At 45.1% G+C, this 16,299-nt stretch carries 18 protein-coding genes; 1 reads left to right on the plus strand and 17 read right to left on the minus strand.

Annotated features, from left to right (window positions below):
• Window positions 1-487 precede the first annotated feature (487 nt).
• The 15 genes from ACU1JV_RS18810 to ACU1JV_RS18880 all read right to left on the minus strand — a co-directional run bounded on the left by ACU1JV_RS18810 (window position 488) and on the right by ACU1JV_RS18880 (window position 13,698).
• Entirely contained in the window at window positions 488-1,366 is an 879-nt protein-coding gene (locus ACU1JV_RS18810) for a nucleotidyltransferase-like protein (RefSeq protein ID WP_231124596.1), read from the minus strand.
• Window positions 1,367-1,479: 113 nt separating this feature from the next.
• Window positions 1,480-3,198 (minus strand): glycosyl hydrolase family 18 protein, encoded by a 1,719-nt coding sequence (locus ACU1JV_RS18815; RefSeq protein ID WP_413986991.1) that lies wholly within the window; start codon window positions 3,196-3,198, stop codon window positions 1,480-1,482.
• Window positions 3,199-3,384: 186 nt separating this feature from the next.
• On the minus strand, window positions 3,385-3,816 hold the full coding sequence (locus ACU1JV_RS18820; RefSeq protein WP_013373015.1) for a Fur family transcriptional regulator: 432 nt from the start codon (window positions 3,814-3,816) through the stop codon (window positions 3,385-3,387).
• A 108-nt stretch (window positions 3,817-3,924) separates the two neighbouring features.
• On the minus strand, window positions 3,925-5,328 hold the full coding sequence (locus ACU1JV_RS18825; RefSeq protein WP_413986992.1) for a DUF4097 family beta strand repeat-containing protein: 1,404 nt from the start codon (window positions 5,326-5,328) through the stop codon (window positions 3,925-3,927).
• A 7-nt stretch (window positions 5,329-5,335) separates the two neighbouring features.
• Window positions 5,336-5,971 carry a hypothetical protein gene (locus tag ACU1JV_RS18830; protein WP_413986993.1) on the minus strand — a complete coding sequence of 212 codons (636 nt, stop codon included), beginning with the start codon at window positions 5,969-5,971 and terminating at the stop codon, window positions 5,336-5,338.
• An 83-nt stretch (window positions 5,972-6,054) separates the two neighbouring features.
• Window positions 6,055-6,768, minus strand: a complete 714-nt coding sequence (locus tag ACU1JV_RS18835; RefSeq protein WP_413986994.1) for an MgtC/SapB family protein — start codon at window positions 6,766-6,768, stop codon at window positions 6,055-6,057.
• 59 nt (window positions 6,769-6,827) lie between these two features.
• Window positions 6,828-7,289, minus strand: coding sequence for a GNAT family N-acetyltransferase (locus ACU1JV_RS18840; protein ID WP_013373019.1), 462 nt, complete (start codon window positions 7,287-7,289; stop codon window positions 6,828-6,830).
• A 131-nt stretch (window positions 7,290-7,420) separates the two neighbouring features.
• Window positions 7,421-8,866, minus strand: a complete 1,446-nt coding sequence (gene gatB, locus ACU1JV_RS18845; RefSeq protein ID WP_013373020.1) for an Asp-tRNA(Asn)/Glu-tRNA(Gln) amidotransferase subunit GatB — start codon at window positions 8,864-8,866, stop codon at window positions 7,421-7,423.
• Between the two features lie 26 nt (window positions 8,867-8,892).
• Window positions 8,893-10,350, minus strand: coding sequence for an Asp-tRNA(Asn)/Glu-tRNA(Gln) amidotransferase subunit GatA (gene gatA, locus ACU1JV_RS18850; RefSeq protein ID WP_025675437.1), 1,458 nt, complete (start codon window positions 10,348-10,350; stop codon window positions 8,893-8,895).
• Window positions 10,351-10,377: 27 nt separating this feature from the next.
• Window positions 10,378-10,665 (minus strand): Asp-tRNA(Asn)/Glu-tRNA(Gln) amidotransferase subunit GatC, encoded by a 288-nt coding sequence (gene gatC, locus ACU1JV_RS18855; protein ID WP_013373022.1) that lies wholly within the window; start codon window positions 10,663-10,665, stop codon window positions 10,378-10,380.
• A gap of 293 nt (window positions 10,666-10,958) precedes the next feature.
• Complete coding sequence (locus ACU1JV_RS18860) at window positions 10,959-11,345, minus strand: hypothetical protein (protein WP_025675434.1); 387 nt, start codon at window positions 11,343-11,345, stop codon at window positions 10,959-10,961.
• 80 nt (window positions 11,346-11,425) lie between these two features.
• Window positions 11,426-11,635, minus strand: a complete 210-nt coding sequence (locus ACU1JV_RS18865) for a hypothetical protein (RefSeq protein ID WP_040102895.1) — start codon at window positions 11,633-11,635, stop codon at window positions 11,426-11,428.
• 244 nt (window positions 11,636-11,879) lie between these two features.
• Window positions 11,880-12,509, minus strand: a complete 630-nt coding sequence (locus tag ACU1JV_RS18870; RefSeq protein WP_165082486.1) for an MBL fold metallo-hydrolase — start codon at window positions 12,507-12,509, stop codon at window positions 11,880-11,882.
• Window positions 12,510-12,512: 3 nt separating this feature from the next.
• A complete protein-coding gene (locus ACU1JV_RS18875; protein WP_013373026.1) occupies window positions 12,513-13,082 on the minus strand; it encodes a thioredoxin family protein in 570 nt (189 codons plus the stop codon).
• A 1-nt stretch (window position 13,083) separates the two neighbouring features.
• A complete protein-coding gene (locus ACU1JV_RS18880; RefSeq protein ID WP_025675429.1) occupies window positions 13,084-13,698 on the minus strand; it encodes a DedA family protein in 615 nt (204 codons plus the stop codon).
• Window positions 13,699-13,843: 145 nt separating this feature from the next.
• Here ACU1JV_RS18880 and ACU1JV_RS18885 point away from each other — a divergent pair, with 145 nt between their 5' ends.
• Window positions 13,844-14,167: a hypothetical protein gene (locus tag ACU1JV_RS18885; protein WP_025675428.1), complete on the plus strand. Its 324-nt coding sequence runs from the start codon at window positions 13,844-13,846 to the stop codon at window positions 14,165-14,167.
• Between the two features lie 80 nt (window positions 14,168-14,247).
• Here ACU1JV_RS18885 and ACU1JV_RS18890 read toward each other — a convergent pair whose 3' ends face one another.
• Both ACU1JV_RS18890 and ACU1JV_RS18895 read right to left on the minus strand, forming a co-directional pair.
• Window positions 14,248-15,462: a class I SAM-dependent methyltransferase gene (locus ACU1JV_RS18890; protein WP_413986995.1), complete on the minus strand. Its 1,215-nt coding sequence runs from the start codon at window positions 15,460-15,462 to the stop codon at window positions 14,248-14,250.
• Window positions 15,449-16,105, minus strand: a complete 657-nt coding sequence (locus tag ACU1JV_RS18895; RefSeq protein WP_413986996.1) for a DUF6483 family protein — start codon at window positions 16,103-16,105, stop codon at window positions 15,449-15,451. The genes ACU1JV_RS18890 and ACU1JV_RS18895 overlap by 14 nt, the downstream gene beginning before the upstream one ends.
• Between the last annotated feature and the right edge of the window lie 194 nt (window positions 16,106-16,299).

A 16,299-nucleotide genomic window follows, 5' to 3' on the forward strand; every position in this document is an offset into this window, starting at 1 on the left:
AGCGTTCGTCCTGAGCCAGGATCAAACTCTCCATTAAAGACCAACCGAAGTTGGTTATAGAAAGAGCGATTAGCTCATGTTGAAACTGACGAGATAAAATATCTCATTGTTGATTTTGCGAACAAAATCATTTACTCACTCGTTGTTCAGTTTTCAAAGATCAAACTTCATTCTTTCTTACTTTGTTTCACCACCGCGTCTCAGCGGCGACTTAAATAATGTAACACACAACCTCGTTTTTCGTCAAGCATTTTTTTAAAATTTATTTTCTTGCTTGATGCAACACCTTTTATCCTGCTTTAGACAGTTCTAAATTATTCATGTTGCTTAATGGGGCGAGTTATAACTTAGCACATATTTTACATACTCGTCAAGCTAAAATAATCATTTGTTTATTTTCATTTCCTGTAAATTCTAAATCGCGCAAGAAAAAAGGAAGAATAGATCGTTTATCGACCTTTCTTCCTGATTAATTAACCTCCGCTCATCAAAGAAGGGAGTAGCGCAGTTCACGATTTTGTCCGCGATCCCTAAATTCACCGATGGCTGATTCTCTAATAAGTGAACGATAAACCAGTTTACGGAGCACGACGGTAAGATCTAATTGTAGATTTTTTAACTCAGGATGATTCATAAGTTCATCTATAGACCAAGGTTCCCGTCTGCTGCCTAATATACGGAATAGCGGAGAGGAGCAGTCCTCCATTTTTGACATGACTGAAAATTCACAAGCAAGCAGTACCAGTTCAACCCGTTGCTCCAGAGTCTCCGTACTTAATGTGAGCTCGTTATACAGCTTCTCAATTGTTCGATCCAGCGGCTGCACCTGAACCCATAAGTGAACCTTCGGATAAATCCCACGTTCAATGAGTTCAATAGACGCCCAATGATCCAGTGCCTTCAGGACACTTTGATAAGCGTCAATGATTCGCCCTTCTCGCACTGCTTTCTTACCTTGAACGTAATTGACCAGAAAGCGCGAGAACTCATGAAATCGCTTCTGCTCCCGCAGTGGATCGTCAAATTCAATAATTTCCTGTCTTAAAAGACGTACCCTGTCATCCCGTTCCCAGACAATACGACCTTCTAGCACATAATCTATAATGTTGGCTTGTTCACCTGCGATAATCCAACCCTTCAGACAACTAAGCGTTGTGTACAACACTTGGCATTTTAATCCATTACTATATAAGTGTTGAATAGATCGAACTGGCTCCCGGCCTTCTTCAATAATTAGAATGAGTTCATCAAAGTCGTACAACATTGAACCATGAAAATATTCTCCTGGCTTTCTGTACGAAATAACACCTATTGAATCTTCCTGCAACAATTCATCATGCATCAGGTTTAATTTGGTTAGCTGCACTTCACCCTCCATACCTGCAAGGCGGCTATAACCGCTAAATTGGATATTTGGATACATGTGATCATTTCTACATAAATAAGAGACTTCCTTCTTCAATTGTATAAATTTTTATCTTATTTAATTATTTCTTTCAGTGTTATCCAAGCGTTTTTATCTGCAAAGCTTCGACTCCACACACCAATTCCACCCAAGTTCAGTGATTGGGCAAGTTCTACTCTTGCTTTCAGGGATATCTGATCCTCTAGCCAAATCTTTTTGACCACACCGTCTTCGGTATACTCCACATAATTCTGACCTTCGGAAGCTCGAAATTTGGGTTTCAACTTAAATTGGGCTACGATTTCCGCCGCTGACTCCATACCAATTGATTTGGAGGTGACCTTAATCTTCCCTTCTTTGGGAGTCTCGGACCAAACACGAGTATATAACGGAATACCTAAAATCACTTTTTGAGGCGGCACTTCGTCTTCCTGAAGAATGCGCTTAATTGACGCTTCTGTCCATGGTAACGAGGCGACCGAACCGGCTTTTGGACTAGCTGCCCAATGCTCATCATACGCCATTACCATGAGATAATCAGTGATCGCGCCCAATGATTTTCGATCCAAGAAGGCAGACCACATCTCACTTTGAGATTTAGGCGTAACATCAATGGACAGTATCAAATCATGTTCCCGAGCCATCGGTTTAAGTTCCCGTAAAAATTGGGTGACATTGGGACCATCCTTTGTATGAACATTTTCAAAGTCAATATTAATACCGTCCAGATCATTTTCTTGGGCAAGTGAAATCATCTGATCTACAATCGACTTTCGACGTTCAAAGGTAGATAGTGCCTCTGTTGTTATTTCGGGATTAAAGCTGTTGCTCAACAAGCCCCACACCTCTATCCCCTTACGATGTGCCCAGCTGACATATGCAGGGTCCGCCTTGCTTTCTACAGTACCCTCATGATCAACGACGCTGAACCATGTAGGGCTCACCACATTTACTCCAGGCATAGGATCAAATTTGGAAGGATCAGGCCTACGATTATAGACGGCTTCCCAAGCGAGATTCACAGGTTTACCCTGCCAATGCTTCTCCGAGATTGACAAATCGTCCTTAACCGAAGGTATCACAAGTTCTTCTCCTTCAGAGATACAGTCTGACTTAATGTATCCTGCATAACCATTGTCTAACTGCACAAAATACCAGTCGCCCTGTTGAGACCAGATGCGTACTTTCGTCTGCTGTGATACATCTGCCAAAATAAAGGATAGACTAGAGGCTTCTTTACGCAAAGCTATCCTAGCATCCTGTTGCCCATCTTTCTTTTCTACACTACCTAGCCTGACCTTCTCTCCGGCTTTCATCAGAATGACGGCACCTGTTACAGGGTCTTCGTGGATGGATATACCATATACTTCACGTACAGCCTCAATGGGGACATACACCTCTCCACTGATTATCTGAGGAGCAGCGCTAGACGTATATGTTTTACCATTCAGCTCGCCTTGTGTCTTTGAAACATTCATATGGAGCAAGCTTTGTCTCGTTGCCATAATGACGGTTTGGCTGTCATCCTCATAACGAATTGTAGGGTCAATTTGGCCTTGTATCAATTTAAGCGGCATCAGCATGTTCTTACCGGAGCTTTGAGCTTCATATCCGGTCAACTTGCCCTTCATAAAAATAGGTCGGACACTCCCCTGCCAATCGGGTTTCTCGTGAAGAGGATTACCGTACCATACGACAGTAATTGCACATATAATCGCTGCGATTAATAGCAGGCTTGCCGCTCCTTTGAATCGAGAACGTTTACGGCGGCGTCTGGAATGATTTCTGGCCAATATGGAACCTCCATTTTAAGAAATTTTGATTTCTGTATTTTGTAACTTTAACAGATTACTTGAAACAAAAAACAAAGTGATTCAAATAAAAAAACGCGGTAAATCCCCACTTATGGGGAATTCCTCACGTTTCCAATCCATTACAATATATACATACCGCACAAAAAACTTCTATTCCTTGTTTCGTTACGATTGTTTGTTACTACAAGCCTTGCATACTCCGTGTAACTCCATACGATGTCCATGCACCTCGAAGCCAGTTTCCAACGCGGCATGGCGTTCCACATCTGCCAAATACGGATAACTGAAATCTTCAATCTTTCCGCATTTTTCGCAAATGATGTGATAGTGCTCCGAAATATTGGCATCATAACGACTGGCGTTATCTCCATAGGTCAACTCATGTACCATACCCGCTTCTATAAACATCTTTAAGTTATTATAAACCGTAGCCACACTCATACTTGGAAACTTGGACTCAAGCGCACGATATATTTCATCTGCAGTCGGATGCCCCATAGATTCCATTAAATAGTTTAATATGGCATGGCGCTGGGGTGTTATGCGTACACCTGTCTTCTTCAGAAGTTCCAAAGCATGCTGGACGCGTGCTGCCATATATGTCCACCGCCTTATCCCTTACTTGCAATCCTATCAATTACCACGCATCTATTTACAATTCACTTCTAAAGCTATTCACATTGTACGGTCTACTCAAGATTCTTGTCAACGCGCCGTATTGTCCCTGGATGTTCCTATAGAAGTATCGTTCACAGGAACTTCAGCCTCATCTGGAGAAATTCCAGTTACATCAGGCACAGTCGATCCCCCAGAATCATCCAAGTCAGGTAACGACGGCATCAGCAACTTTTTAATGGTTAAATTACTGTTACCCTCTACGCTAATCACATATTTGCCATCTCCGTTTTGGCCTGAAATGCTTTTACTGTCTATTTTAAACGGAAAATCAGACTGAAGATTACCATAACTGCTTGAACCCTCTAACTGAAAATCTCCATTCGATGGAAGATCCAATACGATATCACCGACAGCACTGTATATTTTCCAATCCCCACCTACCTGCTCGCTATGCACTTTGATAGCGCCATTAAGCGAATTTGCATTCAGCTTGGCTGTAGAATTCAGCACATTCATGTCACCATTCTGAGTATCAACGGTGATATCCCCTTCCGAACGAGCGACCTGAATGTCACCTACCATGGTGTGGAGTGACACGGCCCCTTCAATATCCCCCGCCTGCATATCTCCACGGTTCGTGCGTACATCCACATCTCCGGAAATCCGATGCAATTTAATTTGTCCGTTCAGGGTGCCTCCTTTGACATTGCCAATAGCGTCATTAACTGTGAGATTCCCATTACCGCTCTCAAGCCGGATGCTGTCGATAGCGTCAACTCCATTCAAGGTGATATTCCCGTTGGAGGTTCTAATCTGCATGTTGAACCGCCGATCCTCTGGTACGGTGATCAACATGTTCATACGAGGCTGACGTTTACTTGATGCTCCGTATGACTGTACCTCTGGACGAATCTGGATGGTCTTGCCGTCGGTAGAAGTCAGTGAAGAAGCTTGAGCAATCTTCTCCGCTTCGGCAGCAGGCGCTTGATCCACCCATAGAGTCCCACGTACCTCTATATTGGATACCGGCCGTCTGATCAGTGTTATATCTCCATTCACTGAATCAACTACTAAATCGGACGTCTGCATAGTTACCGGTACCAGCACACCGCCCATATCATACCGATTCTCTTTAGCCTGGCTAAAATCCATAGAGGCCGATGTCAGATTGAGACTAACCCGGTTCCACAGGTACATATAATGGTTTTGCTGGGTCACGATAAAAACCGAAGCAGCCACTACCAAAGCGGACAGAATCCCCTTTAAGTCAGGTCTAAAACGTCGTCCGTTGTCAGGCTTGCCCTCTTTGCGATAATACACACCAAAAAAAATCAGATACTCCAGTCCCCAAAGCACAAAGATTACAGGCCACCACACAAGGAGCTGAAGCATATATTCCGTGTTCTGAAGCACATCTACAATCAGCAAAATGCCTACAGCCATCAACAGAAGCGAAGAGGTGTAGCGGCCGACTCTTATTTTGCGGTGCACGCCTACTTCACCCTCTTTCTTTCAACTTTTTACGTTTAAAGGATAGAAAGGCTTCCCTTAGAAAAAGGAATAAACCGATCATCATTAATATAATGGCCAGCGTCAGAAATCCATAATCTTCGAAGAAAATGCTTAACCAGCGAGGTTTCATGCGGAACAGAATCATAAGTCCACCGCCTGCCACCAGTAGCACTGCAAAAGCAAAACCTCTTTCCCATGCATAAAAAGGACTGCTTTGCTGACCTCTAGCATCCATTCGTGCATATTGATCCGGCTTGCGCCGATAACGAACCATGTAATCCGCTGACTGTAGTACATCATATACATTATAAAAATATAATACGGGTATGAACAATCCAAGCAAAATAAGTAATGGGATGTTAATTCTCAATCCATCTGAGGAAACATACAGCATCGCAAAAATATCTAGCAGGAGCAATACAATAAATGTAAGTCCCCTAATAAACAATCCTAAGAAAAGATGTCCCATTCCTGGTATCAGTGCTGCCATGATAATAGCAATTACTTTGCGAAATTTAGCGTATTGCAGACGTCCCCGCTGTTTCTGTCCATGTGGCTGCCCAGGCTGTCCAGACGGTAACGGTTGTTCCAAGTTCATGCCATCCTCCCCTTTGAATTCCATACGTAGCTCCGCTGAAAAATGCTTTGATGGTTACATAGTACCCCAATCAGATTTGATAGTAACTGTAAAAAAAAGGGTTATGATCACTCGACGGAGACTGCAGCTATATCTTCCCATTGTCGTAAATCAGCTGCAATTCGTACCGCATTAAAGTCATGTCGGGCCAGCACCTCCAGGGAAACCTCCATACTCTGACGATCCGGATGCAATTCATGAAATGGAACATGCTCATGTTCTTTAATCATAATTTTACGTATTTCCACTTTTTCTTGCTCTAAATAAGTCGAAATTTGATCGAGCAATCCGTGAGAGGACAATCCGTACAGTGTAATAAGATGAGGCTTGCGTCCACGCATATACCGAAGTTCTAATTTGTTGAACACCCATAAATTTAAAAATACGAGCACCGTTGCTGCTATAGAAGGTAAATAGAAGCCTGCTCCCACCCCAAGGCCAATGGCAGCTACGACCCAAATGGAAGCAGCCGTCGTGAGTCCAGTAATGGATTTACCTGTGAACATAATTGTACCTGCCCCCAAAAAGCCTACGCCAGTAATCACCGCCGTAGCCAAACGAGCTGGATCTATACGCACATTAGCTTCTTTAATAAAATCAGCAAAGCCGTAAATGGAGAGCAGCATAATCAGCGCCGAACCAAGACTGACCATAATGTGAGTCCGCAAACCAGCAGCGTGATTGGAACGTTCTCGCTCAAAGCCAATGAATCCACCGAGTAGCATGGACAGTAATAGCCGTAAAATGATATGTGAATCATCTATAATCCACGGATTATTCATTCGAGTCTCTCCTCCCGGTTGTGTCGTGCTTCCTTGTCCGGGCACGCGGTTTGTGAGTATTATTCCACGTTATGCAAATGGTAGGTGGTTAATTCCACACCTGGGGCCACTTCTGCCGCGGAAACGGGTCGAAAACCATGTTTTCGATAAAGTGTCACTGCAGGAGTGTTTAAAGTTCCTGTGGTGACGATAAACAGCGGGACATTCTGATACTCATTCAAAACATGCTTCATTAAGGAGTCCGCAATCCCTTTGCGAAAATGATCTGGATGAACCATCATACGTGTAAGGGTAAGCGAACCAGACGATTCAGACTGCACAGCTAGCGCTCCTAGCAGTTCATCATCCTCCAACCACCCATAAAAAGACTCTCCACAGCTTCTAAGTGTCTCCAATGTATCCATTAGTGGAGGAATCTCATCAAATCCAATCAGCTCAGCTTCCAGTCTATAAGCGACGTGCTGAAGACGCCATATCTGACTGACAATATCATCATCTTCCAATGAACATAGGGTAACCATGCTGTTTGCCCTCCTAAGGAAACTATAATATGTCATTACGATTCTGATACTTGTTCGATGCCCATACGTTCTCTGCACTTATGCAAAAGAGGCCTGTCCCTAAAAGACAAGCCCCTGTCATAACTATGCCATTAACGGTTCAACACTTCTGTCAGCAACTTATTAGCGAGACCAGGGTTGGCTTTTCCCTTGCTCTCCTTCATCACTTGACCGACCAAGAAGCCGATGGCCTTTTGCTTGCCAGCTTTGTAATCCTCGACCGATTGCGGGTTGGCTGCTACAACTTGCTCGACAATTGTCAGAATTGCACCTTCATCACTGATTTGCACAAGCCCTTTTTCTTCAACAATTTGCTGCGGCAGTTTATCACTTTCCAGCATTTCCTTGAAGACCGTTTTGGCTATTTTGCTATTGATCGTCCCCTTCTCCAGTAGTCCGATCATTTCACCCAAGCCCCGACCTGTCAATTTAACCTGCGACAGTTCTACACTGGCACTGTTTAAATAGCCGAGTAAATCTCCCATAATCCAGTTGGATACTGCTTTGGCATCCTTGGTGTACTGAAGACTATCCTCGAACAAATCAGCCAATGGTTTGGAGGACGTAATTACCTGTGCATCATACTCAGGTAATCCATATTCCGAAGTGTAACGTGTTTTGCGCTGGTCGGGTAATTCAGGAATCGAAGCACGGATACGTTCTTTCCACTCCTCATCAATATGCAGTGTAACGAGATCCGGGTCCGGGAAATAACGATAGTCGTGCGCCTGTTCCTTACCACGCATGGACAGGGTTTTACCCTGTGCCTCATCCCAGCGACGTGTTTCCTGTACGATCGTTCCACCTTCGTCCAGGGTCTGTTCTTGCCGGAACTGCTCATATTCCAGTCCGCGCTGTACGCCACGGAAGGAGTTCATGTTTTTCAGTTCCGCTTTGGTTCCCAACTCTTTTTGCCCATGCGGACGAAGACTGATATTGGCATCGCAACGAAGCGAGCCTTCCTCCATCTTCACATCGGATACGTCACAATACTGCATAATGGCACGTATTTTTTCCAGATAAGCCTTGGCTTCTTCCGGCGAAGATATATCCGGCTCCGAAACGATTTCAACCAATGGTGTGCCAACCCGGTTAAAATCAACCAAAGACGCATAGCCACCATCAACATGGGTTAATTTCCCCGCATCCTCTTCCAGATGCAACCGGGTAATACCGATACGCTTGGTTTCACCGTTCACTTCAATATCAATCCAGCCGTTCTCGCCGATCGGCTGGTCATATTGCGAAATTTGGTAAGCCTTCGGTGAATCGGGGTAGAAATAGTTTTTGCGGTCAAACTTGCTCACATCAGCAATGGTGCAATTGAGCGCCATTGCCGCTTTCATCGCATAATCAACGGCTTGACGATTCAATACAGGCAATACTCCAGGATGTCCAAGACAGACCGGACATGTATGAGAGTTTGGCGGCGCTCCGAAGGATGTCGAGCATCCACAAAATATTTTGGACTTCGTATGCAATTCCACATGGACTTCAAGTCCAATGACCGTCTCATACTTCGATGTAGTTGTAGACATGAATAGGTTCCCTCCTTTTTGCCAAATTACAGCTGCGGACGCTGCTTGTGAAATTCAGTATTTTGTTCGAATGCATGCGCTACGCGCAGTACAGAAGACTCGTCAAAGGCTTTCCCGATAATTTGTAGTCCGACTGGCATTCCATCTGCAAGACCACAAGGAATACTGATTGCCGGCACGCCAGCTAAACTCACCGGAATCGTCAAAATATCGTTCAAATACATCGTCAATGGGTCATCCACTTGGGAGCCGATTTTGAAAGCGGTAGTCGGTGCAGTAGGTCCGATAATCACATCATATTGTTCAAATACACGATCAAAATCCTGTTTGATCAGTGTGCGCACTTTTTGAGCTTTCAAATAATAAGCATCGTAGTACCCGGAGCTGAGTGCATAGGTACCGAGCATAATCCGACGCTTCACCTCAGGACCAAACCCTTGCGTACGGGACTGATGATACAGATCAAGCAGGTTATCTGGATTGTCAGCGCGCACACCATAGCGCACACCGTCAAAGCGGGCCAGATTGGACGATGCTTCGGATGAAGCCAGTAGGTAGTATGTCGCAACCGCATATTCCGTGTGCGGAAGAGATACCTCTTCCCATACAGCGCCCAATCCTTCCAGAGTTTTCAGTGCATCAAGCACCTTTTCCTTGACCTGTGGGTCTACGCCTTCACCAAGATACTCTTTAGGTACAGCGATACGAAGACCTTTTACATCTCCGGTTAAAGCGTTCAAATAATCAGGAATGTCTACCTTCGCAGAAGTGGAGTCCTTCTGATCATAGCCTGCAATGGCTTGCAGGACATAGGCCGAATCCTGAACATTTTTTGTAATCGGACCGATTTGGTCTAAAGATGAAGCAAAGGCCACCAGTCCAAAACGGGATACCAGACCATAGGTTGGTTTTAGGCCAACTACGCCGCAATAAGAAGCGGGCTGGCGAATGGAGCCGCCTGTATCGGAACCGAGCGTGAAATAAGCTTCACCCGCCGCAACAGCTGCAGCCGAGCCGCCACTGGAACCGCCGGGAACACGTTCTAAATCCCAAGGGTTACGTGCGGGGAAAAAGCTGGAGTTCTCGTTAGAACCACCCATAGCGAATTCGTCCATGTTCATTTTACCAAGTGTCACGGTTTGCGCTGCGCGTAACTTGCCAACCACTGTGGCATCGTAAACGGGATCAAAATTTTTCAAAAACTGACTGCCACATGTTGTGCGTAGCCCTTCCGTCACGATATTATCCTTAATACCAACCGGCAGGCCAAACAACAATCCTCTTTCCTCTCCGGAAATCAGCTGATCATCCAGCTGACGTGCGGATGCCCGGGCCTGTTCCTCGTCAACGGTAATATAGGCTCTGATCTTGTCTTCCCGCGCATCAATTGTCTCCAGAGCGTGCCCCACCAGATCACTCACGGAAATTTCCTTTTGATGCAGCTTGTTATGTATTTCCGGCAATGTGTTATTAAACAAGCTCAATTTGCATCCTCCTTTCAAATGTGAAATCTATTCCAGAACAGCAGGAACTTTAAACTGTCCATCTTCTTCTTCAGGTGCATTACGCATCACTTGCTCATGCGTCAAACTTTCGCGAACTTCGTCGTCCCGCATGACATTGCTGACGTGCAGCACATGAGTGGTCGGTTTTACCTGCTCCGTATCCAGCTCATTCAGCTTCTCCGCATAATGGAGAATGGCGTTTAATTGCCCTGTCATCGTTTCTTCCTCATTCTCGGTCAAATTCAACCGGGACAGCCTGGCTACGTGACGGACATCTTCCTTGGAAATGTTCATTCAAAACCCTCCTCATGTATATATAAAAATCCAATAAGCGACTGGAATCGGATTTTGCAAAATCCTGGTATCAAAAATGTTACACCGAACTTTGAAATAACGTTTTTAATTATAGGATAGAACCCTATACAATTCAATCTTTGACGCGGTACAGAAGCAGACTGTACATTAATGAGGTAAATGTTACTAAAAGAATATAAAAAAAGCACCTTTCGGTGCTCTTTCAAGAAAACTATAGCAGCTGAAATCGTGCCCATTATATATTGTTAAAAAGAGTCGGCAACAGCCGATTCCTATATCCAAGCACGCAAATTGACTTGTCTGATAAAATCAGCCTGTGACAACAACTCCGCCGCGGTTTCTTCTTCCTCAGTCTCTACCGAATCAATACCACCGTTCATCACATGCATGAACAGTTGCTCATTATGGGTAGCAAGGGCATAATCTATCAGCGCTTCACGCTCAATCCGCTCGGCTTCCAGCTTGAGAATACTCTCTTCCAGCTCGATGTCTCCGGATGGTACAAAAAAATTGCGGTTCACCTTCGGTACGCGAATGACATAGTCAAAAGCATTGTCCGCATTACGGTCGTAAGCAATGATATAACCATGTTCGCCCACAGGAAGATTCTGCTCAAAAGCATCCGCGACGATCATAATTCTAGCTCCTAAATGATGCATCGTTAGCCCCCCCGTTTGTCTGAACTTATCTGCTAAGTCTACTAAAAAAAAGGTAGCTTGTCTATATCATCTATGTATCTTCATAATCGATCGTCTCCACGTCCAAATCTATGCTCATTAAGCCGTATATGCCAGTTTTGCGTAAGGGTTCCGCCCCGCCGTTTTACCTTTTTCCAAGTTATGATCTTCGGTTCGGAACCTACCACAACATCTTCAATATCTACTATTTTGGAAAGACGGAAACTGCCTTCGTTCTCACGTTGTACACCATATATATGTTTTCTTTTCATTCTTGCTCCCCCTTGTGATCTGATGGCCTCATGCCTCTTTATCCTCTTAATGGGCAAAAAAAAGAACGCAAACCGGGATTCATCCACAGCTTGCGTGCTTCGCGAGTTTAGTATGTAACTTTAATAAATTTATGTTAACAAAAATAAAAACCTTTGTCTATACATAATTTATATTTTGTTGTCGAATTGAGGCAAAACCTGTCACTTCTTTGATTTTGCCTCAATTAATTAACGTTTATCAAATTTACCGAATATACGGATTGTTGGCTTTCTCATAACCAATGGATGTTTTGGGTCCGTGACCAGGATAAACTGTAACGTCATCTCCAAGCGGGAACAACTTATTCTGAATGGAATCATACAAGTCGCGTTCCCGACCACCAGTCAGATCTGTGCGTCCGACGCCCTGACGGAATAGCACATCCCCCGAGAAAAGATCTTTGCCACACAAGAAGCTAACACTTCCGGGTGAATGCCCCGGTGTATGGAGCACCTTGAACGTGTGTCCGATTAGATTTAATTGCTGACCTTCCGCCAAATCATATTCGGCAGGTCCTGTCGAGATCGGTGGAGATGCCTCTGGCCACATCAGGGAGCCATTCAGCTTAGGAGATGTGAGCCAGTCTTGCTCCAAAGCGTGCAGATACACCGGGCATCCTTTCGCATTGCGAATCTCCTCCCCCCCTCCAATATGGTCAAAATGGGCATGGGTCAGCAGAATAGCTTCAATGGTTAGAGACTCAATCGCTCTCAGCAAAGGACCCGGATTCATTCCTGGATCAATAATAACGGCGCGCTGTGGATCATCCCCTTGAAGCAAATAAGCATTTGTTTGAAGGGGACCCAGATTAAAGCTGCGAATTGATAAGGTCATAAGTTAAAATCCCGAGATCAGCTCGCGTAATTCCTGAACAATCACAGGATGGACCTCGGTTCCCTCCCCATATTTTTCAGCCATTTCTTTGCGAGCTACTGCAATTTTTTCTTGATAGTCATCGGCTTCCCGATCTGGATTTTCACGTTTGAATTCGATCATAATTTGTTGGACATGTGCAGGGCGTGGTCCCCAGTGGCCAAGTACATGACCTCCTGTATCCGCAAAAATCACAATCGGCACAGCACGTCCGCCCATTGTCAGGAAGTCGTCCATCAGCGCCTGATGATTTTCCAGAATCAATACTTCGGTTGGAATACCGCTATTCTCCAGCGCGCGGAACACAACTGGCACATTGCGTACGACATCCCCACACCAGTCGGCAGCCAAAATAAGCACACGCAGATCATCACGATGGTTCAGGCTTTCAAAAAACTCCCGATCCTCTTCGCTGCTCCACACAAACTGATCGTATCCAGAGCGGAAGGCTTCTTTGTTCTTTTCCATGCCCTCCATAAATTGTTCAGGACTCAAGCCCTTGCCGAAATATTGCGATACGTTAGTACGGCTCATGTTATACACTTCCTTTTTTGTTTTTGGCTACAATCCATTTGATAACAAAATAAATGATCAAGAGCGCAAGAGCAACCAGCAAAATGGGTTTGATGTAAGGTGCCGCCACTTCGTCAATTTGCTCCCACTTGTCTCCCAGCACCATACCTAAATATATAAACAAAACAGACCAAGGTATAATCGCCAGCGTCGTCAAAATAATAAAGCGCCATACGTTCATTCGAGCCAACCCGGCAGGGATTGAGATCGCGTGACGAACAACAGGAATAAAGCGAGCTGTAAAAATGACCCCTGTGCCATATTTATTGAACCAGGCTTCAGCGTGGTCAACATGACTTTTTTTGATGAGTATGTATTTACCATACTTATCTAATACGGGTCTGCCGCCATAGCGTCCGATCCAGTAAATAAACAGCTGGGCCAGCACCCCGCCAATCGTTCCAAACACGACTGCGCCAAAAAAATTAATATGACCTGAGGACACTAAAAAACCGCCGTAAGCGAGGACAATTTCACTTGGAATGACCTCCACCATCAAGCCTAGCATAATACCAAAATACCCAAGACTACGAATGATCTCAAACAAATAATTAATGATACTAGATATATGGTCCATTTTCCCTTCCCACTCCCTGCCTGTTTCTCTATTTTCATTAGTGTATCACAGCGGCAGAACACGCCGCCACTTCACGCAATTATGGAGGTCAGTGACCTCGGCTCCTATGCCCGCATAAGTTGTGAGAGAGAGGAGGGGGTACAATATGCCTCCCGGCAAATTCCCCAAACATGACAATCCACAATCCCGTTTACCCACGGCTCGTGGTATCCGCCGCGCATGCAGCAAAGAGTTGTACCGAACCTGCAAACGTCTGCCTGTTCACATTGCCCCTGATCTGGTCAAGCAGGGCGAGGAGCTATACTGCCGCAAGGTTGCTGGACACCTCATCTGGATTGCAGAAAACCATAGTAATCGCAAACTACTGTGCGACTGGTGGGACGAAGATGTCAGCGAGGAGCTCGCGGCATTGTGGAAGGTGGATCGTGATGTCTTGTGCACCGCTTTTAGAAGTGCCTATGGCGGGTAGATGTTTGCGTACAGCAACCATGAACTGTAAACTACAAAAAAGTGGAGCCACCCTGCAGTGGCTCCACTTTTGCTATATTCTTAGCTGTGTGTCTGCTGCTGTCCCGCCCCTTCGGGAAGCAAATCCGCACAGGCACGTTCCAAATAAGGATCAGCATGTATAAAATCCCGAAATGCTGTGTACTCACGCCACAGAACGGATCGTTCTCCCGCTTGGCCTTTGACAGCACGAATCAGAATATTTTTAGGTGTGTGCTCCATGTCGATAAATTCCAAGAGCTGTGTCCGATACCCCATCATATCCAGCAGCTTGGCCCGGATTCCATCCGTTGCCAGTGCAGAAAAACGCTCCTTTAAAATGCCATGGGAGAGCAAAGGCTCCAAGACCGGGTTTTCCAGTTGGCTAAACAGCTCATGCTGGCAGCACGGAACTGATAAAATGACAGACGCTCCCCAGCGGACTGCCTTTTCCAGCGCTGCATCTGTTGCTGTATCGCATGCATGCAAGGTAACGACCATATCCACCTGCTCCAGTTCATTGTAGTCTGCGATATCTCCGACCAGAAACTCCAACTGTCGATATTGCAGCTTTTGCGCCAGAACATTACAGGTTTCAATAACATCTGCCTTTAAGTCCAAACCGACAACCTGCAAAGGTCGTTTTTGCTGTACTGCCAAATAGTGATACAAGGCAAAGGTCAAATACGATTTGCCGCAGCCAAAATCCACAATCGTCAATGGGCGGCCTACCGGAAGGCTGGGCAATACATCCTGCACCATTTCGAGAAAACGGTTGATTTGACGGAATTTATCGTATTTGCGGGCCAGTACCTTACCGTCCTCATTCATAATCCCCAGCTCAATCAGGAAAGGAATACGTTCTCCTTCCTCAAGCACATATTGCTTTTTGCGATTATGAGACAGATCGGCTTTACTTTTGCTCGGTGACTTTGTCAGAATGGATACTTTATATTTTTTACTGATCAGCACCTGATAGTCTGCATCCTTGGCACATAGAAGTCCTTGGCGGAATGTGTCCTCAAACAAGGCAGTCATGCGCTCATTAGCTTCATCAGGGGTCAGATTTTCATGAATGACTTTGTTGCTGTAATGAAAGGCAAACTGGTAATGCAGTTTGTTTTTCAATTCCACAGGTTTGATTTGCACTTTAGTAAAAGAAGCATCCTCACGTTTGCGCAGCTGACTCAGCGTTGCTGTTATGAGGGAGCCTCCCGTGGTCAATTGGTATACAAGTTCGCGCAGTGAATCCAAAAGGTACATCTCACTTTCTTTCATGTAATTGGGTGATCTCGGACAAACCCTCGATGATTTCCCGGCGTGAAATTCCACCCCGCTCTAGCTCTGCATCGGTCTTATCCAGTAACTGACTGTAAAATGCCTCTGCTTCCGATCCCAGCTCTGGCTGCTCCCATGCCAATCCAAACCAGACATCTGCGGCTTGGTCCAGCCTGTTTTCCCGCTCATAATGAACAGCTAACAGCTTGCTGGTTTCCGGAGAGAGTTCATATTCATGAAGCAGTTTTACGATACACGCTATTCGTTCAGGCAGGACCTGTAGATCACGAGTCGCGCCATTCAGATCGCTGTACAAATATAAATGAAGAGATTTCATTAAAATTCGTATGCCCTCGTCTAATCTGCTGGTCTCCATGTATATAACAGCTTCTTCTTCCAGAATGCGAGCCACTTGCTGAAGCTCATCCGCTTCCATCCCAGGGCCCATTCGGAAAAGCTCAATAATTTGTTCCGGCGGCAATCGTCTGAGCAAATCTGAACGAAGGCGAAACTGCTTGTTAAGTAGTTCATCTAGTTGTTTTAGCGCTTCAACGTGTTTATTTTCACGCCTCAGACCGAGCACCGATGCCACTGCTGATGTCAATTCTTCCATCATGCTAAGCAAATAATCTTTTCTAAGCAAGCCGTTCCCTTCCTTTCATCCTGATGCCTAGAGACCCAGCAACCCTGTCCCTTCTGATTGTAAGACATCCTTGTCTAAAAGCCAAATGCCGCCGACATGGCGTAAACTCATTTAGCACAATTACAAATCATTTATAGCATCAATGATCCGGCACTCAGAAAATCACGTACAACACGTAACATTCGGGTAGCACA

The sequence above is a fragment of the Paenibacillus sp. T2-29 genome, from assembly GCF_052921365.1.